Origin of the sequence: Finegoldia sp. BIOML-A2, from assembly GCF_009678315.1 — a bacterium.
GTDB classification, from domain to species: domain Bacteria; phylum Bacillota; class Clostridia; order Tissierellales; family Peptoniphilaceae; genus Finegoldia; species Finegoldia magna.
The window spans coordinates 35,343-55,939 of sequence record NZ_WKZE01000004.1; the positions used below are offsets into that span (position 1 = coordinate 35,343).

20 protein-coding genes are annotated in these 20,597 nt (G+C 30.7%); 2 read left to right on the forward strand and 18 right to left on the reverse strand.

Annotation, left to right across the window (positions count from 1 at the left end; all coding sequences use genetic code 11):
- Positions 1 to 49: 49 nt before the first annotated feature.
- Positions 50 to 1,126 carry a BMP family ABC transporter substrate-binding protein gene (locus GKF99_RS05035; protein WP_154272787.1) on the reverse strand — a complete coding sequence of 359 codons (1,077 nt, stop codon included), beginning with the start codon at positions 1,124 to 1,126 and terminating at the stop codon, positions 50 to 52.
- 239 nt (positions 1,127 to 1,365) lie between these two features.
- On the opposite strand from GKF99_RS05035, the gene GKF99_RS05040 reads away from it, so the two are divergent.
- The gene (locus GKF99_RS05040; RefSeq protein ID WP_154272788.1) at positions 1,366 to 2,391 is read left to right on the forward strand and encodes an FAD-dependent oxidoreductase; all 1,026 of its coding nucleotides are present in this window, start codon (positions 1,366 to 1,368) and stop codon (positions 2,389 to 2,391) included.
- A 23-nt stretch (positions 2,392 to 2,414) separates the two neighbouring features.
- Here the strand turns inward: GKF99_RS05040 and GKF99_RS05045 are convergent, their stop codons facing one another.
- The 12 genes from GKF99_RS05045 to GKF99_RS05100 all read right to left on the reverse strand — a co-directional run bounded on the left by GKF99_RS05045 (position 2,415) and on the right by GKF99_RS05100 (position 13,936).
- The gene (locus tag GKF99_RS05045) at positions 2,415 to 3,764 is read right to left on the reverse strand and encodes a nucleobase:cation symporter-2 family protein (protein WP_002836726.1); all 1,350 of its coding nucleotides are present in this window, start codon (positions 3,762 to 3,764) and stop codon (positions 2,415 to 2,417) included.
- A gap of 120 nt (positions 3,765 to 3,884) precedes the next feature.
- Positions 3,885 to 4,817, reverse strand: a complete 933-nt coding sequence (gene arcC, locus GKF99_RS05050; RefSeq protein ID WP_002836727.1) for a carbamate kinase — start codon at positions 4,815 to 4,817, stop codon at positions 3,885 to 3,887.
- A 128-nt stretch (positions 4,818 to 4,945) separates the two neighbouring features.
- Positions 4,946 to 5,284: a LysR family transcriptional regulator gene (locus GKF99_RS05055; RefSeq protein WP_154272789.1), complete on the reverse strand. Its 339-nt coding sequence runs from the start codon at positions 5,282 to 5,284 to the stop codon at positions 4,946 to 4,948.
- Positions 5,268 to 6,152, reverse strand: a complete 885-nt coding sequence (locus tag GKF99_RS05060; protein ID WP_154272790.1) for a hypothetical protein — start codon at positions 6,150 to 6,152, stop codon at positions 5,268 to 5,270. The genes GKF99_RS05055 and GKF99_RS05060 overlap by 17 nt, the downstream gene beginning before the upstream one ends.
- Before the next feature lie 53 nt (positions 6,153 to 6,205).
- Positions 6,206 to 7,900 (reverse strand): phosphoenolpyruvate--protein phosphotransferase, encoded by a 1,695-nt coding sequence (gene ptsP / locus GKF99_RS05065; protein ID WP_154272791.1) that lies wholly within the window; start codon positions 7,898 to 7,900, stop codon positions 6,206 to 6,208.
- A 59-nt stretch (positions 7,901 to 7,959) separates the two neighbouring features.
- Positions 7,960 to 8,220 carry an HPr family phosphocarrier protein gene (locus GKF99_RS05070; protein ID WP_002836732.1) on the reverse strand — a complete coding sequence of 87 codons (261 nt, stop codon included), beginning with the start codon at positions 8,218 to 8,220 and terminating at the stop codon, positions 7,960 to 7,962.
- Positions 8,221 to 8,287: 67 nt separating this feature from the next.
- A complete protein-coding gene (locus GKF99_RS05075; RefSeq protein ID WP_002836734.1) occupies positions 8,288 to 9,295 on the reverse strand; it encodes a LacI family DNA-binding transcriptional regulator in 1,008 nt (335 codons plus the stop codon).
- Positions 9,296 to 10,201, reverse strand: coding sequence for a diacylglycerol kinase family protein (locus tag GKF99_RS05080; protein ID WP_002836735.1), 906 nt, complete (start codon positions 10,199 to 10,201; stop codon positions 9,296 to 9,298).
- 158 nt (positions 10,202 to 10,359) lie between these two features.
- Positions 10,360 to 10,800: a hypothetical protein gene (locus tag GKF99_RS05085; RefSeq protein ID WP_094203821.1), complete on the reverse strand. Its 441-nt coding sequence runs from the start codon at positions 10,798 to 10,800 to the stop codon at positions 10,360 to 10,362.
- A 7-nt stretch (positions 10,801 to 10,807) separates the two neighbouring features.
- Complete coding sequence (locus GKF99_RS05090; RefSeq protein ID WP_002836739.1) at positions 10,808 to 11,431, reverse strand: YtxH domain-containing protein; 624 nt, start codon at positions 11,429 to 11,431, stop codon at positions 10,808 to 10,810.
- A 90-nt stretch (positions 11,432 to 11,521) separates the two neighbouring features.
- Positions 11,522 to 12,766, reverse strand: coding sequence for a zinc ribbon domain-containing protein (locus GKF99_RS05095; protein ID WP_035109603.1), 1,245 nt, complete (start codon positions 12,764 to 12,766; stop codon positions 11,522 to 11,524).
- Positions 12,767 to 13,114: 348 nt separating this feature from the next.
- Complete coding sequence (locus GKF99_RS05100; protein ID WP_002836743.1) at positions 13,115 to 13,936, reverse strand: RluA family pseudouridine synthase; 822 nt, start codon at positions 13,934 to 13,936, stop codon at positions 13,115 to 13,117.
- A 64-nt stretch (positions 13,937 to 14,000) separates the two neighbouring features.
- Here GKF99_RS05100 and GKF99_RS05105 point away from each other — a divergent pair, with 64 nt between their 5' ends.
- Positions 14,001 to 14,822, forward strand: a complete 822-nt coding sequence (locus GKF99_RS05105; protein WP_002836745.1) for an NAD(+)/NADH kinase — start codon at positions 14,001 to 14,003, stop codon at positions 14,820 to 14,822.
- 49 nt (positions 14,823 to 14,871) lie between these two features.
- Here GKF99_RS05105 and GKF99_RS05110 read toward each other — a convergent pair whose 3' ends face one another.
- The 5 genes from GKF99_RS05110 to GKF99_RS05130 all read right to left on the reverse strand — a co-directional run bounded on the left by GKF99_RS05110 (position 14,872) and on the right by GKF99_RS05130 (position 20,588).
- Positions 14,872 to 16,290 (reverse strand): penicillin-binding protein 2, encoded by a 1,419-nt coding sequence (locus GKF99_RS05110; protein WP_002836747.1) that lies wholly within the window; start codon positions 16,288 to 16,290, stop codon positions 14,872 to 14,874.
- A complete protein-coding gene (locus tag GKF99_RS05115) occupies positions 16,280 to 17,614 on the reverse strand; it encodes an FtsW/RodA/SpoVE family cell cycle protein (RefSeq protein WP_002836748.1) in 1,335 nt (444 codons plus the stop codon). The genes GKF99_RS05110 and GKF99_RS05115 overlap by 11 nt, the downstream gene beginning before the upstream one ends.
- A complete protein-coding gene (locus tag GKF99_RS05120; RefSeq protein WP_002837647.1) occupies positions 17,604 to 18,110 on the reverse strand; it encodes an FHA domain-containing protein in 507 nt (168 codons plus the stop codon). Before GKF99_RS05120 ends, GKF99_RS05115 begins: the two co-directional genes overlap by 11 nt.
- An 88-nt stretch (positions 18,111 to 18,198) precedes the next feature.
- Positions 18,199 to 18,771, reverse strand: coding sequence for a xanthine phosphoribosyltransferase (locus GKF99_RS05125; protein WP_002836751.1), 573 nt, complete (start codon positions 18,769 to 18,771; stop codon positions 18,199 to 18,201).
- Positions 18,772 to 18,890: 119 nt separating this feature from the next.
- Positions 18,891 to 20,588, reverse strand: coding sequence for a phospho-sugar mutase (locus GKF99_RS05130; RefSeq protein ID WP_154272792.1), 1,698 nt, complete (start codon positions 20,586 to 20,588; stop codon positions 18,891 to 18,893).
- Positions 20,589 to 20,597 lie beyond the last annotated feature (9 nt).

Below are 20,597 nucleotides of genomic sequence, written 5' to 3' on the forward strand. Positions count from 1 at the left end.
TTTAAAAACAGTTATAAAAACAGGGATTTTTCAATCCCTGTTCTCAACCTTATTTATCAAATCCGAATTCTGTAAATTCTTTTTCGTTTTGTGGAACTTTGATTTTCCCTTCTTTGATATCATTCTTTAAGCTTTCAACTTTATCTTTAACATCTTGTGCTACCAAATCGTTGTTAGCATAAGCAATGTCTACAGCATCTCCATCTTTTAATGAATAAGTTACTGTGTTTCCACCTTCAAACTTACCATCTTTAAGATCTTTTGAGATTTTTTGAACAGCAACGTTAACGCCTTTTACTGTAGAAACTAACATGTTTTTCGGAGCATCAGCTGATTGATCCCTGTCAACTCCTATAACGTATTTGTTATTGTCGATAGCAGCTTGAATAACACCATAACCTGTACCACCTGCTGCATGGAATATAACATCTACGCCTTTTTGATACATTAAGTTAGCGATTGATTTACCTTTATCTGGTGCAGCATAACTATCTGCATATTGTGATTGGAATTCAATTGGTTGTTTCTTTTGTCTTTCAGCTTCTTTAACACCAGCTTTGAATCCGTATTCAAATCTGTCGATTACATCACTCTTCATACCACCAACAAAACCAACTTTGTTTGTTTTAGTAGTCATACCAGCAATGTATCCAACTAAGAATGAGTTTTCGTTATCTGCGAATAAAACCCCAATCATGTTTGGTCTTTTTTCTACGTTTGCATTGTCGATTATTGCGTATTTTTGGTCAGTGTTTTCTTTAGCTGCACCATCAGTTGCTTTAAACAATGCATAGCCAATTGTAAATATTACATCACTTTCATCATCCAAAGCAGTTTCCATATTTGGAGCATATTCTGCTTCTTTGTGTGATTCGATATATCTGTAATCCAACCATCCTTCTTTTTTTGCATTTTCAAATCCTTCATATGCAGATTGGTTGAAAGATTTATCGTTAATTCCACCTTGGTCAGTAACCATAGTTACTTTTACTTTTTCTTTCTTTTCATTTGTATCTGATGATTTTCCATTATCAGATGAATCTTTGCCAGCACCACCACATGCAGTAGCAAAAACCATGCTTAAACAAAGAAATAAAGCAATTATTTTTTTGTAAACTTTTGACATAATGTCCTCCTTAAATTTTTGTAATAACATTTGCTTACAATTAAAAAACTTAATAAAAATTTATCGATTTTCATTTGATAACGTAAACGTTGTTATCGTGTAAATATAGATACCTTCTATACAATATAATATTAGCAATTATTAACAATATTGTCAAACGAAGAATGAATTTAACACTGCTTTACTTTTCTGGTATGATATATATAATTATAAATAAAAAATTTACTGAAGGAGACAAAATGAAGCATTTAGTTTTGTGTGGCTGCGGTCACGGGCATATTTTTGTAATCAAAAATATAAAAGAAAAATATCCAGATATTAAAATAACTGTTATAACAGACAATGAATACCAGTATTATTCTGGTATGTATACTGGTTTTTTGGAAGGAGTATACACTCATGATGAGATATGCTTTGATGTAAGAAAAGTTTGCGAAAAATACGGAGCAGATTTGATTTTCGATAAAATCGTAAAAATCGACGATGAAAACAAAAAAGTTATAGCAAAAAATCACACAGTAGACTACGATTATTTGAGTATTAATTTAGGAGCGACTCAAAAAACTATTGGAACTGGAGAAAATGTAATAAATTCCAAACCTATCAATACAATTATCGATTTAAAAGAAAAAATCAAAGACACTGATAAAAATATACTTATATTAGGAGCCGGTGCAAGTGGATTGGAATTAGCTTTTGTTCTCAAAAGTATTTATCCTAATAAAAATATATCCATAGTAACCAGAGGCAGCGTAAATATGGAAGGATTCAGCGACAAAGCTAATGAAAAAGCCAGAAAGTTATTAAAGGAAAAAGGTATAAAAGTTTACGAAAACAAAAATGTATCTTCTATTGATGAAATTGATATTGATTTTGATAAATTGATTATGTGTATTGGTTCTAGCGGTGTGAACGTTGATTTTGGAAATCTAAATACTACTGATAAAAACTTCTTGATTTCCGATGAATACATGAGAATTTCTGACAAAATATTTGCCGTTGGGGATTGTGTTAGTATCGACAAATACCCTAATTTACCAAAAGCTGGAGTGTACGCTATAAGGCAATCTCCAATTTTGATGAAAAATATTGCACATACATTGAACGATGAAGAATTGGAATCTTATGTTCCAGACACTGACCCTATGCAAATTTTATATTGTGGAAATGAAAAAGCACTATTATACTACAAAGGATTCACTTGGTATTCACACCTTTCATTCGTACTAAAAAGGTACATTGATAAAAAATATATGAAATATTAAAATCCCTCTTGCGAGGGATTTTTTTAGTCTATTTCTTTTCTTTCTTTTTCTTCTTGTTCTAATGTTTTTTCTGGAATAATAATATTCAAGAAAAATACTATCAACGTTGCAACTACTACAGGTGATGCTGTGAACACCATTCTAAACCATTGTGGAAAATATCTTACAGCGTTTGGACCAACTTGTGTGATTCCCATACCAAGTGCAACTCCCAATCCAACAATAGTTGTATTTCTTACGCTCATTTCACTTGAAGTTATAAGTTTCATACCACTCATAGCTATTTGTGCAAATACTGATATAGTTGCCCCACCAATTACTGCTTGTGGAACTGAAAGCATCAATGCTCCAAATTTTGGAATCAGTCCACATACAAATACCATACTAGCAGTAATCAACAAAACTTTTCTGGCAATTACTTTTGTCATTGAAACAATGCCTACGTTTTGTGAATAAGTCGCAGTAGGAAGCGCCCCAATAAATGCACCAATAACACTTACAATACCATTTGCCTTGATACCACCAGACAATTCTACATCTGTAGGTTCACGATCCATTCCTCCAATGGTAGTACTAGTTAAATCACCAACTGCTTGAACAGAATTCACAATGTACATAATTGACATAGTCAAGATAGCATCCAAATGGAATTGGAATTTGAATGGATAAATTTGTGGAAGCATAAACCAAGACGCACTAACAACATTGTCAAATTTAACCATGCCTAAAAATAATGATATTATGTATCCTACAATAATTCCTACCAAAATCGCTGCTAATTTTATGTAACCTTTCATAAACATATTACAAAACAAAACAACACACAAAGTTATGATTGCCACAACCCAGTTTCTAATTTCGCCTTGCATAGGTCCATTTCCACCTGACATATAATTTACAGCAACTGAATACAAACTAAGCCCAATAGTTAATACAACTGTTCCTGACACAATCGGTGGGAAAAACTTCCTAATTTTTCCAATAAACATTCCAGTGAATATCGCTACAATACCACCAATCAACTGTGACGCATACACAGCACCTATTCCGTATTGCTTACCAATTGATAATAAAACTGGAATATAAGCAAAACTAACTCCCATGATTACTGGTAATTTTGCACCAAATTTTAAAACTGGATACAATTGCAATAATGTTGCTATTGCAGCAATAAACATTCCTGCTTGAATCAAATAAATTGCTTGAGCATCTGTAATTGCATGTTCACTTGATTTCAAAGCACTCGCCAAGACTATTGATGGCAACGCATTACCCACAATCATAGCCAATAAGTGTTGCATAGCTATTGGAAATGATTTGAGCATGGAAGGATTACCATAATAATCAAATAATGAATTCGAATTTTTTTCCATATACACTCTCCTTTTAATTTCATTAAAGTATATTCTATATTAAATTCAAAATAATTTAAAGAGCAATAAAAAAATACTTCCAAAAACATCAAATCAATTTTTGTTTTGGAAGTACTATTATTATTTTACAAATCTAGTTCCTGTTAAACCATTGATTCCTTCTTTTGCTTTTTCCAAAGAAGTTATCAAAGCAATTTTACCTTCACCTGATTGGATAAAATTCAAACAAGCCTTAACTTTAGGAAGCATAGATCCTTCTGCAAATTGTTTTTCTTCTATTAACTTTTGAGCTCTAGATAAATTTAATTCATCCAAGCCTTCTTCATTTTCTGTTCCGTAATTAATACAAACTTTTTCTACTGCAGTTAAAATGATTAACAAATCCGCATCAGAAATCTCAGCTAATTTTTCTGAAGTGAAATCCTTATCTATAACAGCTCCTATACCTTCTAATTGTCCATCATTTTCTACAACGGGAATTCCACCGCCACCTCCAGCTATAACTATGAAATCTTTCTTAATCAAAGTATTGATTTCTTCTTTTTCAATTATATCAATTGGTTTTGGAGATGGAACAACTCTTCTATATCCTCTGTTTGCATCTTCTTTGAAAGTATATCCACTTTCAGCAGCAAGTTTTTCAGATTCTTCTTTTGAATAAAATAATCCCACTGGTTTTGTTGGATTAGCAAAAGCTTCATCATCCTTATCTACTTTAACTTGTGTAATTATTGTAGACACTGCGTTTTTCATGTTTCTTTTTGATAATTCGTTTTTGATAGCCTTTTGTAAATGGTATCCTATGTATCCTTGACTCATAGCAACACATTCTGCAAATGGCATGTTAGAAATTTGTGGATTAGAATTATGAGCAGTTTCCATAGCTAAATTAATCATACCAACTTGTGGACCATTTCCATGGCAAACGATAACTTCGTTGCCATCTTCAACTAAATCAACTATAGATACAGCGGTTTTTCTAACAGCTTTGATTTGTTCTTCAGGTGAATTTCCGAGAGCGTTTCCACCTAATGCTAAAACTACTTTCTTCATTTTAACTCCTTTTATAAATTAAAAATAGTATCCAAATATAAAATCCCAATGCTAAACATTGAGATTTTAATTATTAAGACACTTCGATAAATATATATTACACTGATTTTATAAAAAATACAAGCTTTTTAGGAATTTTTTGTAATTTTTTCTGTTAAATTATTGCTAGTTCTGGTAAAATTTGACATAGCTTTTTCATATTCCAAGATTAATCTTTCCCCTGTTTCAGTTAACGTTGATCCTCCGCCGTTTGCTCCTCCGATTTCAGTATCCACAAACTTCTCACCATAAATTTTTTCGCTATTCTTTATAATATTAAAAGCTTTACTGTAACTCATTTTGAGATTTTTTGAAGCCTTGTTCAAAGATTTTGTCTTGTCTATTTCTTTTAGAAGAATGTAATTTCCTTTTCCGAAAAATTTCTTACCATCGTCATCCTCAAACCAAAACTTACAATTTACTTTCATCGCTAAGCTCCTTTATTTTTTCCTCAGTTTCCTTAATCCACACAGGAATTATACAATCAAAATCATTGTAAATTTTTAAAATTCTATCAAATTCTCCTGTCAAATCAACCTCATTTTCTCCATTTAATTTTGGTTCCAGAATATCCAATATAGTGTATATTGCAAGAATTCTGTAAAATAGTCTAGGAATTTTCCCATTAAAATAAGATTTTAATAAGGAATAGTAGAAAATTCTATTTTTCTCATCTACTTCGTTGATTTTTCTAAATTCAAAAAAAGAGTCGGCCATATAACTTACATTCTTCGATACAAAATCCAAATTATTATCATCAGCATAGATAGAGCATAAATTATCAAATAAATAAATATTGCTCAACTTCCTCGATTCAATTAAATATCTATTATTTTCAATGTAATCGAAAACAATATAATCCTTATCTCCTCTGAAGTTAGTCATTGAGTAATTGTATATAAGATTATTGATTTTATAATTAAAAATCTTTGACCAAGTAGTATCATCGTTAATTTGACTATTTTCGTGAAGTTTTCTGAGAACTTTTCCTATTTCACTTCCAAGTTGTATTTGTCGTTCAGTAGAGATTTGATCTGTAAGATTTTGAATAAATTTTTTAATCACAAAAGTGTGACCATTTTCAAATCCGCTATCTTCAATCTTTGCAAACTTGTCATTTAATTCATACAACAAATAATTATTTTGTTTGTTGTAGTTCAAAAAGGACTCCAAATCCCCTTCATATATTTCAACAATATATTTACCACAATCTGTATTTACAATGTACTTATCCTCTTGTAAATCACAATCGTAAATATCTTTATCTTCAAAAAATTGTAAATCTTTGATTTCCATATAATCACCAATACAATTTTATCATTAAATATCAGAATTTTAAAACAAAATATTTATTCAGATATTTTCCTTTCAATTTCTGAAGTTTTTTTCATTTGTAAAATTTCATCTGCGTAAATTTTAGCTTCTTCAAATGAATTGTTAGCGATAACATCCTTGATTTTTGGAATTGACGCTGCTGGGGCAGAAAATTCATCTAATTCCATACCTAAAAGAAGCTTCGTCGCTTTGGTATCTCCTGCAAATCCTCCACACATTCCAGTCCATTTTCCATGTTTGTGGCTAACATCGATAACTTTTTTGATAGCTCTTAGAACTGCTGGGTTGTATGTGTTGTAAAGATTTGAAATTTTTTCGTTTCCTCTATCACTTGCCAAGATATATTGAGTCAAATCATTAGTTCCAATGCTAAAAAAATCAACGTATTCTATTAAATCTTCAGCTACAATAACACTTGCTGGAGTTTCAATCATGATACCAACCTCTATATTTTCATCGAAATCAATATTTGCATCTTTCAATTCTTTTTTATTATTTTCAATTATTTCGAGAGCTTTTTCCATTTCTTCTACTGAAATAACCATAGGAAGCATAATTCTTATTTTTCCAAACGCAGAAGCTCTCAAAATCGCTTTGATTTGAGCATCAAAAACATCGTTCATATCAAAACAAAATCTCAAAGCTCTCCAACCCAAAAACGGATTATCTTCTTTAGGAAACTTGTAGTAAGGAAGTTCTTTGTCGCCGCCAATATCTAAAGTTCTGATAATTACTGATTTCCCATCTAAAATTTCGACTACTTTTTTATAAGATTCAAATTGTTCATCTTCAGTTGGAAAATTATCATTATACATATACAAAAATTCTGTTCTAAATAAACCAACGCCTTCTGCACCAGATTCCAAGCCTTTTTCTAAATCTTCGATGTTTCCGATATTCGTCATAACATCAATATCTCTTCCATCTTTAGTAATAGCTTTGTTATATCTGTTTTTTTGGAGTCTTGATTTTTCATCATCTAATTCAGATTTTTTCTTTTTGTATTCTAAAAGAGTTTCTTGATCAGGATCTATGATACAGATTCCTTTAAATGAATCTATAATAACTGTTTGAGAATCCTTGACGTTTTCGGTAATATCTTTCATACCAACAAGACAAGCAATGCCTAAGGTTTGCGCAATAATTGAAGTATGTGCAGTTTTTCCTCCCAAGTCCATCAAAAATCCAACAACATTATCTTTATCAATTATTGATGTTTCGTAAGGAGTTAATTCTTTTGAAACCAAGATAGTATTTGGTTCTAATGAGTCGAGTTTTTGGTTTTCAATTCCTTTAATCTTGTACAATAATTGTTGGCCAATATCTTTGTAATCGGATGCTCTTTCTCTCATGTATTCATTATCCAGTGACTCCATCATAACAACCATTTCATCTATCGTATCTGTTAGTGCTTTGTCGCTTGAATAATGTTCGTTAATTTTTGAAATCACACTTTCTGATAAAAAAGGATCATCCAACATACTCAAATGAGCTTCTATTACTTGTTTTTGTGTATCATTGTCAACTTTTGTTTCAGATAATATTGTTTTGTAATCATTCAAAGCTTTTTCAAATTTATCAACGTGAAGCTTTATTTCTTCATCGGAAATTTTTTCGGTACTTATTTTAACTTTCTGTTTTTTCATAAGTTTAACTTTACCAATTGCTATCTGCTCACTTGCAATAATACCTTTTTTAATTAAACTCATAATACCTCCTCATAAACTAAAGCCGCCACAAAAGTGACGGCTATAAATTCTTAATTTAATTAATCTTCCAAATTTTCTATAAATTCAACTAGTTTTTTTAAGTTTTCTTCTTCGTTTTCGCCATCTAATCTAACAGTAACTTCAGTATCTTGAGAAATACCTAAAGCCATAACGTTGAAAATAGATTTTGCGTTAGCTGTTTTACCATCTTTAATAAGTTCAACTTTACCATCAAAATTTTTTACAAATTGTACCAAAGATGCAGCTGGACGAGCATGCAAACCAGTTTCGTTTTTAACTATAACATTTTGTTCTACCATAATAATAATCCTCCTATGACTACTTTATTTATATCCTATTAATTGATTTTTTAAACAGGAAAATATTTTAATTGATATCTTTTACGGATTCTCTCTTCATTATTTGAGAACCCAATATTGCCTTTTCGTTGATAATTTTATTTTCTTTCAAAACCTTTACTAAAGTTCTCATTGATACAGCACCTATGTCATAATAAGGTTCTTGAACTGTAGTAAGAGTAGGTCTGTAAATACTTGTCATTGGTATATCGCCAAATCCAGATACTGAAATATCATCTGGAACTTTCTTGTTATTATCATAGCAATAATTTATAAATCCAATTGCTTGTGCATCTTCACTAAAACTTACGCAAGTTATGTCTTTCGAATCTTTCATTTCGAAAATCTTATCCCCTGCTTCGTAACCATCTTTTACTGAAACTCCTTCTGATGAGATTTCAAATTTTTCTAATTTCAAGTCATCACAAGCTTGTCTGTAACCTTTAAGTTTTTCTTGACCAATTTCAGTGTCTTGATTTTCTTTTACGAATAAAATTTTCTTATGACCTAAATCATAAATATGATTAATCATATTTATCATAGCTTCTTTGTAGTCGATTTGTACTGTGTGCACGTCTTTTATATTCCAGAATTTGTCTAATTGAATATAAGGAACAGTTTGATCTTTCAACTTGAATATAACCTCTGGTTCAATGTCTTCAGAAATCAAAATTATCCCTTCAACTTGCTTTGTAAACATGAAGTCTATAATTTTCTTTTCTTGTTCCAAATCGCCGTATGTAGACGACAATAGTATATCGTATTTGTACATTCTTCCAATTTCTTCAGCACCTCTTACAATTTGTGCCATGTATGGAATACCGATATCCTTAACTACTACGCCTATTAAATTGGATCTTTTCATTACTAAAGATCTTGCCAATTCGTTTGGTTTGAAGTCAAGTTTTTCAATTGCGTCTAAAACTTTTCTACGTGCTTCTGGACTTACAGGCTTGGAATCATTCATAACTCTAGATACTGTAGAAATTGAAACTCCAGCAAGTTTTGCTACGTCTTTAATTGTTGGTGATGACATTTAATCGCTCCTTACTAAAATATTTATTGGTTTATTATTAATCTCAACTTTCACTGGTAAATTTCCACCATATTCTCCATCCACATCTCCTGGAACTGTTTGATTAGATTCAATGGTTAAAGTATCAGTTTGAAAATATAATACATCTTCAGAGTAAATATGCTTTGAACTAAAAGCATCTATTAAAATCTGAGCAACTTCTTTAAGACGGGAATGCTTAATAATCAAAACGTCTAACTTTTGATCGTCAATTTTGGCTTGTGGGCAAATATTTTCAAAACCACCTACAGTATTTGAATTCGAAATAATCATAATAGGAGATTTTACTTCCAAATAATCATCCTTTGTTTTAATCTTCAATTCCATAGGCTGATTTAATGTGTTAGGAAGCTCTTTCAACCCCTCTACAATATACGCCAGTCTACCAAAAATCGCTTTTTGAGCTTTATCAGTAACATAACTAACAGACGCTATATTTCCAACTGCAAAAACGTTGATGAAATACCTGTGTGAGTCTTCATTGCTAACTTTTCCGACGTCACTTTTAATTATTTTCCCAGTTTTAATCATTCTATATAATTTGTAAGGTGTTGATGGCAAGTTTAAGTAAGTTGCGAAATCGTTTACTGTACCTGTGGAGTAAATCGTAATTGGAATATCGCTTTCGCTGTCGCAAATTCCGTGAACAACTTCGTTAACCGTTCCATCTCCGCCTGAAATAACTATCAAATCCCAATCATCAGAAGATGTGTTTAACGCCTCATTGTATGCGTCATTCTTGCCTTTAGTTTTGAAAAGCTGAACGACAAAATTATCCTCAATTAGATAATTAATCAATTTTGTTAAATCTCTTGCGTGTGTTTGACTTCCAGATGAAGGATTTGAGATAATTTTTATTCTTTTCATTCTATCCCATCTTTCCTTAATAGCATACCAAAAAATTAATTGTTTTTCAATAGGATTTTAACAATTTCTACAATTGTTTTCATAAATTATAAAAAATTTTAAAGATTTACAATAAGCCAATCAGAAATTTTCCGATTGGCTTATAAAATCTTATTTAATTATCTTTTAGCTAAACTTTTTACGAAATTAATAATATCTCTTGCAGAACCAACATAGTCTGTAGAGTTCAAAAATCCGTATTTAATATTAGTTGCAGTATCAGTTACAGATTCGGCAACATAGTCCACAGTATTAGACACGTTACTTGAAACTGATTCAACGTGAGACAAAGTGTTACTTACATTGTTTGTAATATTTCTTACATCTGGAGAAACATCGCCTATTAATCTATCGGCTTTATTAGTAATACCAGTTACATTATCTAGTATTTGTGGTACTTCGCCAATTGATCTATCGATATCCTTTTTGTTATCTGCTAAAACGGCTTTTACGCCCTTTATTAAGTCAGTAAGTTTAAAGAAAAATACGATTAAAGCAATTAAGAATCCAGATAAACAAATATATAATATTATTTTAAATATATATAAAGCATCTACCATTTCTTACCTACTTTTTGATTTCTTTTTTAACTTCTTTTGCTTCTTCTTTTGCAGTGTCAGCAGTTTTCTTTGCTTGTTTTTTTCCTTCTTCGACAGTTTTTTCTGCACCGTCTTTTGCTTCTTCTGCTACTTTTTTAGCTGATTCGCCAACTTTTTCTGCAGATTCTTTTACTTGGTCTTTAGTGTCTTTAACATCTTCTTTGATTTCTTTTCCGTCTTTTTTAACTACTTCTTTAAGATCTTCGCCAAGAACTCCCAAATCATTTTTTACTTCGTCAAATTGATCAGAAACTCTGTTTAATTCTGTCATTCCTCTATCTTGGAAATCTTGATATTTGTCTTTAACACTGTCTGTTACATTGTCAGCAGTTAATTTTACAGTATCTACTGCATCGTTAAAGTTATTTACTGCTGTTTTCTTTGTTTCTTCTGCAAATTTTTTGATATCTTTTCTAGTTTCTTCACCTGATTTAGGTGCTAATAATAATCCTGCTGCCAAACCTAATGAAGCACCAATAACTGTACCTAAAGTAATTTTAGCTTCGTCTTCATATTTGCGTTTAGCAATTTCCCATTTGATTTGTCTTTCCTTTTCTCTTCTTTTATGTTCTAAATAATCCATTAAACTCATAATAACATCTCCTTAAATAAATTTTCTTATGATTATTGTATACCCTCTAATTTCATATCTCAAACATTATTAGTGAATTATTTATAAAGTTTAATCTTTCAGATACAATCTAACCCAGGTTTCCCAGCCAACAGTTTGTTTTGGTGATTTCAATAAACCATTTTTCCCTTTGGCAACCATTCTTACAAAATCTTGGTCTTCCGTTAAATTCTTTCTCCCTTTTTCATTAAACTTATCAGTAGTAAGTCCAGTGTTTTTGTCATTTACAAATACAAGGCAATCATCATCTATTGTTTTTCTGATTTCGTAATTCTTCTCACCACTTGTTACATCAAAATCAGGCAATGTTTTATTAATATCTACAATATCCCAATTAATCGCACTATTCTTTGAGAAGAAAGATAAATCATAATTTTGTCTCAAAGTTAAATCATTAGATTCTATTAACAAAATTTTCTTTCCTGGAAATGCGTATTCCGAAGCATTTTCTAAGCTCAACTTTGCATTTTCTGGATTTTCTATCGTTACCTTTATAGGATCAATCAAAATTTTATATCCGTCGTTTTCCTTTACCATTTTTAATGGGTTAGTACTTTTATAAGATTTATCCGATTTTAAGTTTGCTTCATCATCTTCTAACCATTTTAATATAGTAGCTTGATACTCAGGGTTAGAATTTATTTCGTTGATAAATTCTTCCGCATCTTTGTTTCTGAATGGTACAGATTGATTTGATGATTTTACAATACTCATCATTTGTTCTGAGGATTTAGTTTGAACTGATTGAATGAACTTACCTTTTACAGATTCAGCTGTAATAGTCTTTTCAGCTAGATTTTCTTGGAACATAGGTTTTATATATTTAACACCAAATACAATACCAATTAATAAAGCCACACCAATAACTGAAAGAATAATTTTCTTAAATATCGATGATTTTTCATCATCCTCATAATCATAATAATCGTAGTAATCATCATAATCTTTGCTTGTTTCTTGGAATGCTTTTTCTCTTTCTTTTTTTAATGATTCTGACTCAATATCCACTACATTTAATCTGTCAGTTGTATCTTGATTAGAGCCATTATCTATCTTAGAATAATTCTTCTCATTATCAGTCGAACTATCTTCTTCTTTTTTTATAAAACCAAGATCGTGATTTTGAGTTTCGTTTCTAAATTTAGAAGCCTCTAACAAAAAATCCTCAAATGTCTTTCCTTCAGAAGAAAAATCATCATCTTTTGAAAAATCATGACCACAAACTCTACAAAATCTATCATCAACGCCAACAAATGAATTACAATTTGGGCATTTTTTTAAATTAGAATCTTTCATAATATCACTCACCTTATCTATCATATATTATACATTCTCATACTACTTTAGTGAATAGATAATCTCAAATTAAACACATAAGAAAAAAGCATGAGATTTTGTCCCATGCTAATAAGCGAAATCGCTTTTATTTACAAAATATCCTCAGAAGACCCTAATCAATTAATGACCTTCAGTATGTGAAGGTGGGTTGACTGTCTCAAACATCTGACATCCCTTCAAAGAGGGCTCGTCATCAATTATCGAACGTCCGTCATCCCTTATAGTGTGTGTCGGTTTAATTTTTCAGGGTTCCTCTTCTGAGGTTAATTTAATTATACTACAACATAAAAGTGTTTTCAAGTGAGATTATTTTTTCAAAAAATTATTAAATCTTTGAGGAAAATCTGTCGCAATAATATGCTCATTCCCTTTCATATCTACAAAGTCTATTTCATTTGCGTGAAGCATTTGAGAAAATCCTTCAATTTTTTCTCCATACAAACTATCTGCTACTATTGGACAGTTAATATATTCCATGCTTACTCTTATTTGATGAGTTCTTCCCGTCAAAAGCTTTAAACTAACCAAGGAATAATCCCCGTAACTTTTGATATTTTTCAAAATAGTAACACTTTTTTTACCATTTTCATCAATTTCTGTTTTAATACAATCGCGTATTAAATTTAATTCTATCTTTTGATTTTTAGGATTTCCTTCTACGATTGCTAAGTATTTTTTCTCAAACGAAGTTTTTTGATAATACGCTTGAGCTATTTTATTTTTAGCAACCATTACAACTCCTGATGTGTCTTGGTCCAATCTATTGATAAATCTAACTTTTTGATTAATATTTCTTTGCTCAAATAAATAAGACACAAAATTCGCTAAGCTTTCTTCTCCATCTGTATTCATCGTGAGTTTGTCAGGTTTATTTAATACAAAAATATCATCATCTTCATACAAAACTTCAATGTCTAAGTTTATTGGTTCGTAATTATTTTCCTCATCTTTAAGATCGATAGTTACTTTGTCACCTGGTTTTAACTTAGAGTTTCTCTTTGCATGTTTTCCATTTATCAAAATGTCATCTTTGTAAATACTGAGAAATAAATTTTTGGAAATGTGATTTACTTTCAAAAATTCATCTAACCTTATTTTTTTATCTATATCAAAACTAATTTGTTTCATTGTTTAAATCTCCAGTTATTTGGTATAATAAAATTATATCAAATATTAGGAGCTTTTAGTATAAATGAACAAAAACAGCAAAATTATAAATATATATGTAAACGATAACCAAAAATCACTTGAAACAGCTTTAATTGTCAAAGAAAAATTAGAACAAAAAGGATTCAAACCTACTTTCGATTTTGATGAGAATGCGCTGATTAATCTTTGTATCGGTGGAGATGGAGCATTTCTTAGAGCAGTTCACAAATATGAATTTTCAACTATTCCTTTTGTCGGAATAAATACTGGACACTTAGGCTTTTATCAAGAAATTCTAATCCCTAACATAGACAAATTCATTTCAGATTTAATTAACGAGAATTACGGAATCGAAAAAATCTCCTTACTTGAATCTAAAACAGCGATCAGAAATAGCAGCAAAACTTATACACACAAAGCACTGAACGAATTCGTAGTAAAAAGTGATGACTCATCAATTGTATATTTGGATGTATACATCGATGATAACCACTTAGAGTCCTTTGCTGGAGATGGAATAATAGTATCCACGCCTTCTGGATCAACTGCGTACAATTTCTCAGCTGGTGGATCTGTATTGTATCACGGGCTGGATGGTTTTCAAGTGACACCTCTTGCACCAATTAATTCAAAAGCATACCGTTCGCTTTTAAATTCTCTTGTTGTTCCATCAAAAAGTAACGTTACATTGTATTTTAGAGATCACAACTTTGACAGAAAAAGTTCCATAGTTCTAGCTGATGGATTGAACAGAAGTTATGATAATGTAGATTATGTAAACTTTACTTATTCAGATCAATATATCAATAAATTAGTTTTCTTAAAAGACTGGTATTGGTTAAATATCAAAGACAAATTCTTATAAGCAATAAAAAACATGGATTGCAATGAATCATCGCCATCCATGTTTTGTTTTATTTTTCTAATCCCAACTCATTAATTGCTGCGTTGAGCATTTTTGAAGCTATAGGTCCTGCAGTTTTTACACCATAAGAGTTATCATCTTCCAAAATAACTGCTATCGCAAATTTTGGTTTTTTTGCCGGTGCAGCAGCGACAAACCAAGCATGTGTACTTGTTTTATCTTTAATTTCTGCTGTACCTGATTTTGCGATTACAGAAGTACTAACATTAAGTGTATCGTAACTTTCTGCAGTAGATCTCAAATAATCTTTTAAGGTTACCATATTCTTCTTATTGCCAACTTCAGACAATAATTCTGGCTTAGTTTCTTTAATTACTTTTCCTTCTGAATCTATTATTTGACTAACCAAGTAAGGTTTCAACATTTGTCCATCATTTGCTACAGCGCTCATTGCCATAGCCATGTTCAATGGAGTTACCAAAGTTTCTCCTTGTCCAAAACTTGTCGTTGCAATATCTGCATCACTTTTTGTTTTTGTATATCCATTAACGCTTACTGCTACTGGCAAATCAAAAGGAATTTTCTTGCCAAGCATAAATTTTGAAGCGTTATCTTCCAAAATTTTGTTCCCCAATTTTACACCTTGCGATGCAAAATAAACATTTGATGATTTCTCAAGAGCTTTTCTCAAATCCGTCTCTCCAAAAACAGCACCATTATTATTGGAAATAGTGTATTTGTTAAACTCAATTGTACCAGTATTATCTTCTACAACTTTGTCAACTTTGTCTTCATTTTCTAATATTGCATTACCAGTAATTATTTTAAAAACCGATCCTGGAGTATACATTCCTTGCGTTGCACGATTTAATAATGGAGATGTCTCTCTATTCAAAAGTTCTTGCCATTGTGATGAAACTTCGTTTGGATTATATGAAGGGAAAGTTGCCATTACATAAACTTCACCAGTTGTCGGATTCATCATTACAATTGAACCTTTTTTGCCGTCTAATAAATTGTAGGCAAGTTTTTGTAAAGTGGAATTTGTCGTCAAAACAAGATCGTTACCTTTATTGTTTGAGCTTACTATATTTCTCAATTGCGATAAAGGAGTGTCCTTGTTAATGTTTAACAATTCTTTCATATATGATTTTTCAAGACCAGCTGTACCGTAGGTTTTTGAATTGTATCCAGTTATATTTCCATAAATATCTGCATAATCAAAAAATCTATAATTTTTCCCAGATGAATCTTTCTTCGTTTCTACCAAAACATTTTTATCTCTATCATAGATTGTTCCACGTTCAACTTTATCTTCATCTACCCACAATCTTTTGTTGTATTCATTGTTTGCAATTTTGTCAGCTTTTACTATTTGAAAATAAGTCAAATACAAAACCAACAACACAAACAAAGTCATCAAGAAAGATAAAACCACAATAATTCTTTTGTTCATTTTATTTTGCATAAATATCTTCCTCTCCTTGATCAGTTGAACAGAATTGTAAAATCGCAAGGCAAATAAATGACATCGCCATTGAAGTTCCACCGTAACTTACAAATGGTATAGTAATTCCTGTCAAAGGAACCAACTTCATAACACCACCAAACATAACAAGCCCTTGAATTGCAAAAATTACAGAAATTCCAAGCGCTACAATCTTGTAGAATTTATTTGATTGATACAACGAAATTTTCATTCCCCTGTAAATCAAAATCAAGAACAACATTATTACACCCATTCCTGTGAAAGTTCCCATTTCTTCGCAAATCGCAGCGAAAATAAAATCGCTTGTGACTACAGGAACTACATCCGGTCTTCCTAATCCAAGACCCGTTCCAAAAAATCCTCCACTCGCAATCGCAAACAAAGCTTGTGTGATTTGATAACCTATTCCATCGATATTCTTCCATGGATCAAGCCATGTAGACACCCTTATTCTTATATGAGAAAAAAGCATATACGCAGCCACCGCCCCGACAATCGCTATGAATAAATTTAATAAAATTAATCTGATGTCTTCTTGATTTACAATTTGGTAAACTAAGAATAATCCGTAAAAAATCATTGCAGTTCCCAAATCTTTTTGCAAGAAAAACATTCCTATAAATAAATAAACAACTATCATCAAGAAATATCTTTTGATTACAGGTAGATATTTTTTGTATTTTTGCGCTGACTTTATATTTATCTTATCTAACAAATCAGTGTTGTAATCATAACTAGCAAGGAAAAATACATACAATATTTTCGTAATTTCAGACGGTTGGAAACCAACCCCGAATATGCTAATCCAGTTTCTAGCTCCGTATTTATCTTCAGCGAGAACTAGTGTCATTAGAAACATCACAACACAACCTATTAAATAAAGTGCCGTGAATTTGTACCATTTTTTGTAGCTTTTTAAAATAAAAAATGTTCCAAAAAACAATAGTATCCCAATGGTAAACCACATTATTTGCTTCAATCCTTCATAAGGGTTAAGCCTGTAAATCACGATTACACCAATACTAAAAAGCATACAAGCGATTTGTAATATATATCCATCACCTTTAGTGATTTTTGTTACGTATTTATTTGCAAAAAACATTAAAATTGTAGCAAACAAAAAGTAAGCTAAAGCTTTCGGATCTAATCCTTTTTCATTTGATCCCAAAGCTAGAAAAAAACCAAATATGTTAAACAGTAATATCAAATAAACCGGTTTAATCATCTTACTATTTACACGCATTGGTTTTAAGTTATCGATAAATTCTTTAAATCTGCTATTTTTCTTACGTTTAGTTTGCATCTTTGTCACCATTTACAAACATAAATTCAATTTGTCCGATATCTATCAAATCTTTGTCGTTCAATCTTGCAGAATTAATCAATTTATTTCCATTCAAAAAAGTTCCATTAGCAGAGTTCAAATCCTCTATATAATAATTATTTTTTTCTTTATATATACGTGCATGTCTCTTCGATATAAACCTATCTTTTAATGCAACTTGATTGCTGTCGTCTCTTCCTATAGTAGCAGTTCTTCCTATAAAATAATGCTCTTGTATTTTAAAAGGCAAATTCTCTTTTCTATTAATTAGTTTTAAATAAGTATTTGAACTGTAATTCATATTGTTTGTTCCTTTTATGTCCAAATAAATCATCTTGATTATGTTGAAAATAAAATAGTAAATTATTATTACAAACAAATATTTAAAAAACATAGAAATTAAATTATATAATTTTAAATTTGGAGTAATTTGTATAGAAAAGAATGCGTCCAATATGTCAATAATGTATTTCATAGGCTCCATCCTTTCTCATTTTTATCCTAATATAATATATCATATTTTGGACTTAAAAAATGAATAATAAAGTTACAATTTGTCAAAATTAATCCTCAAATATAACAGAATCGTCGGTGAATCCTTTAATTCTTGCCAATGATTCTATTGTATAACCTTGTTGTCTTAAATTGTCTCCACCTTTTTGAAAAACTTTTTCGATTAAAATTCCAATTCCTTCAACAGTTGCATTTGCTTGTGAACAAATGTCAATCAAACCTTCCAACGCTTTACCATTTGCAAGGAAGTCATCAATCAATAAAACATGATCATTTTCATTTAAGTACTCTTTTGAAACCATTACTTCGTAGCTTCTATTTTTAGTAAAACTAAACACTTCTGTTCTGTAGCAGTTGTTTCCCAAAGTTTTTGAACTTGTTTTTTTGGCAAAAACAACCGGGCAATTAAATCTAATTCCACAAGCATACGCAATTGCTATTCCGCTAACTTCAATCGTAAGTATTTTGTTTATTTTTTTATCCTTAAATTTTTCGTAAAATTCATTTGCCAAATCTTCAAAAAGAACAGGATCAATCATGTGATTAATGAACCTGTCTACCTTAAGTATATTACCTGGTAATACTTGACCATCTTTCATTATTCTCTCTTCAAGTTTTCTCATATTTCTCTCCTAGAATTTAATATAGTATATTATACATACAATATCAAAAAATCTCAATATTTGCCAATTTAAAAAATATCACTTACCCCAAAAATATAAGAGCAAGTGATATCTTAAAATTATTTAACATTCATCATTTTTTCTTTTGCTATTTTTTCAATATCCAAAACTTTTTGTTCTGCTTTTTCTTTTGAATCTGCAACAGAATAAATATATAATTTTATTTTTGGCTCAGTTCCAGAAGGTCTTAATGCATACCATGATCCATCGTCGTAGTAATATTTTAAAACATTTGATCTTGGAGTTCCAAAATCTTTGTAATTTACATCATAGTCTTTTGTTTCAACTAATTTTGTAGAACCAATTTCATGAATTGGGCTGTGTCTGAATTCTTCCATAATTCTTCCGATCTTTTCTTGACCATCCAATCCTTCTAATACTACTGAAGATAGTGAGTTTTCATGATAACCAAATTCTTCATACAAATCATCTAAAACGTCAATCAAAGTCTTTCCTTGTTTCTTATAATAAGCTAACATTTCTGAAATCATCATTGAAGAACTTACCGCATCCTTATCTCTTACAAATGTACCGTAAGAATAACCAATACTTTCTTCATATCCGAATACCCAAGATTTTTCGCCAGTTTTTTCGTATTCATTCGCTTTTCCACAAACATTTTTAAATCCAGTTAATGTTTCTATCATTTCAACGCCATATTTTTTAGCAATTTTAGCCGATAAATCTCCTGTTACGATTGATTTTACAACTACAGGATTTTCTGGCAAATCGTGTTTTTCGTATCTTTGACTCAAAATATAGTTTGTCAATAATGCTCCGATTTTATTTCCATCTAAGAAGACATATTCACCATCACTTAAAACTTCAACAGCAGTTCTATCAGCGTCTGGGTCAGTTGCCAATAACAAATCAGCTCCAACTTCTTTACCTAAATTGATAGCATATTCAAACGCTTCTGGATTTTCAGGATTTGGATAAGGAACAGTCGTAAAATCACTGTCTGGATTTTCTTGTTCTTTTACTACGTAGACATTTTTAAATCCTCTGACATCTAAGATATGTCTTACAAATCTATTTCCAGTCCCATTCAATGGAGTGTAAACTATTTTTACATCTTTATCAATATTGTCGTCATTAATTGTAAGGCTAAGCACATCTTCAAAGTAATCTTTGTCCAAATTTTCACCAAAATATTCTATCTTCCCATCGGCTATTAATTTTTCAAAATCTCCTATCTTCACTTCTGTAAAACTTTCTATTTTGTCCAAATTATTCAAAATTTCATTAGCCTTATCTTCAAGAATTTGGCTACCTTCTTCCCAATAAGCCTTGTATCCATTGTATTCTTTTGGATTGTGAGATGCTGTAATCATAATTCCTGAAATGCAATTGAATTTTCTAATTGAATAAGACAACATTGGTGTTGGTCTAATATCGTCAGACAAATAAACTTTTATTCCATTAGAAGCTAATACGTTTGCTGATATTTCTGCAAATTCTTTGGAGAATTTTCTAACATCGTAGCTAATGCTAACGCCTCTTTTCAAAGCTTCATCGCCGTAATTTTTTATAGTATCTGCAAGTGCTTGTGTTGTTTTCATTATGTTGTACTTGTTCATTCTATTTGTCCCTGCCCCGATTTTCCCTCTCAAACCTGCAGTACCAAATTCTAATGATTTATAAAATCTATCTTTTATTTCTTCATCATCATCTTTTATTGACATCAATTCGTCTCTGGTTTGTTGATCATAACACTCATCATTTAACCATTCATTATATTTTTTTAAATAATCCATAAAATCCTC

Excerpts from the sequence above, each read along its gene's own strand:
- GKF99_RS05080 (WP_002836735.1), bottom strand. The coding sequence starts at position 10,201 with ATGAAAAGAATAAAAATTATCTCAAATCCTTCATCTGGAAGTCAAACA.
- GKF99_RS05100 (WP_002836743.1), bottom strand. The coding sequence starts at position 13,936 with ATGAAACAAATTAGTTTTGATATAGATAAAAAAATAAGGTTAGATGAA.
- GKF99_RS05130 (WP_154272792.1), bottom strand. The coding sequence starts at position 20,588 with ATGGATTATTTAAAAAAATATAATGAATGGTTAAATGATGAGTGTTAT.
- GKF99_RS05035 (WP_154272787.1), bottom strand. The coding sequence starts at position 1,126 with ATGTCAAAAGTTTACAAAAAAATAATTGCTTTATTTCTTTGTTTAAGC.
- GKF99_RS05070 (WP_002836732.1), bottom strand. The coding sequence starts at position 8,220 with ATGGTAGAACAAAATGTTATAGTTAAAAACGAAACTGGTTTGCATGCT.
- GKF99_RS05110 (WP_002836747.1), bottom strand. The coding sequence starts at position 16,290 with ATGCAAAATAAAATGAACAAAAGAATTATTGTGGTTTTATCTTTCTTG.
- GKF99_RS05105 (WP_002836745.1), top strand. The coding sequence starts at position 14,001 with ATGAACAAAAACAGCAAAATTATAAATATATATGTAAACGATAACCAA.
- ptsP (WP_154272791.1), bottom strand. The coding sequence starts at position 7,900 with ATGAGTTTAATTAAAAAAGGTATTATTGCAAGTGAGCAGATAGCAATT.
- GKF99_RS05040 (WP_154272788.1), top strand. The coding sequence starts at position 1,366 with ATGAAGCATTTAGTTTTGTGTGGCTGCGGTCACGGGCATATTTTTGTA.
- GKF99_RS05085 (WP_094203821.1), bottom strand. The coding sequence starts at position 10,800 with ATGGTAGATGCTTTATATATATTTAAAATAATATTATATATTTGTTTA.
- GKF99_RS05090 (WP_002836739.1), bottom strand. The coding sequence starts at position 11,431 with ATGAGTTTAATGGATTATTTAGAACATAAAAGAAGAGAAAAGGAAAGA.
- GKF99_RS05115 (WP_002836748.1), bottom strand. The coding sequence starts at position 17,614 with ATGCAAACTAAACGTAAGAAAAATAGCAGATTTAAAGAATTTATCGAT.
- GKF99_RS05045 (WP_002836726.1), bottom strand. The coding sequence starts at position 3,764 with ATGGAAAAAAATTCGAATTCATTATTTGATTATTATGGTAATCCTTCC.
- GKF99_RS05060 (WP_154272790.1), bottom strand. The coding sequence starts at position 6,152 with ATGGAAATCAAAGATTTACAATTTTTTGAAGATAAAGATATTTACGAT.
- GKF99_RS05075 (WP_002836734.1), bottom strand. The coding sequence starts at position 9,295 with ATGTCATCACCAACAATTAAAGACGTAGCAAAACTTGCTGGAGTTTCA.
- GKF99_RS05120 (WP_002837647.1), bottom strand. The coding sequence starts at position 18,110 with ATGAAATACATTATTGACATATTGGACGCATTCTTTTCTATACAAATT.
- GKF99_RS05055 (WP_154272789.1), bottom strand. The coding sequence starts at position 5,284 with ATGAAAGTAAATTGTAAGTTTTGGTTTGAGGATGACGATGGTAAGAAA.
- GKF99_RS05095 (WP_035109603.1), bottom strand. The coding sequence starts at position 12,766 with ATGAAAGATTCTAATTTAAAAAAATGCCCAAATTGTAATTCATTTGTT.
- GKF99_RS05125 (WP_002836751.1), bottom strand. The coding sequence starts at position 18,771 with ATGAGAAAACTTGAAGAGAGAATAATGAAAGATGGTCAAGTATTACCA.
- arcC (WP_002836727.1), bottom strand. The coding sequence starts at position 4,817 with ATGAAGAAAGTAGTTTTAGCATTAGGTGGAAACGCTCTCGGAAATTCA.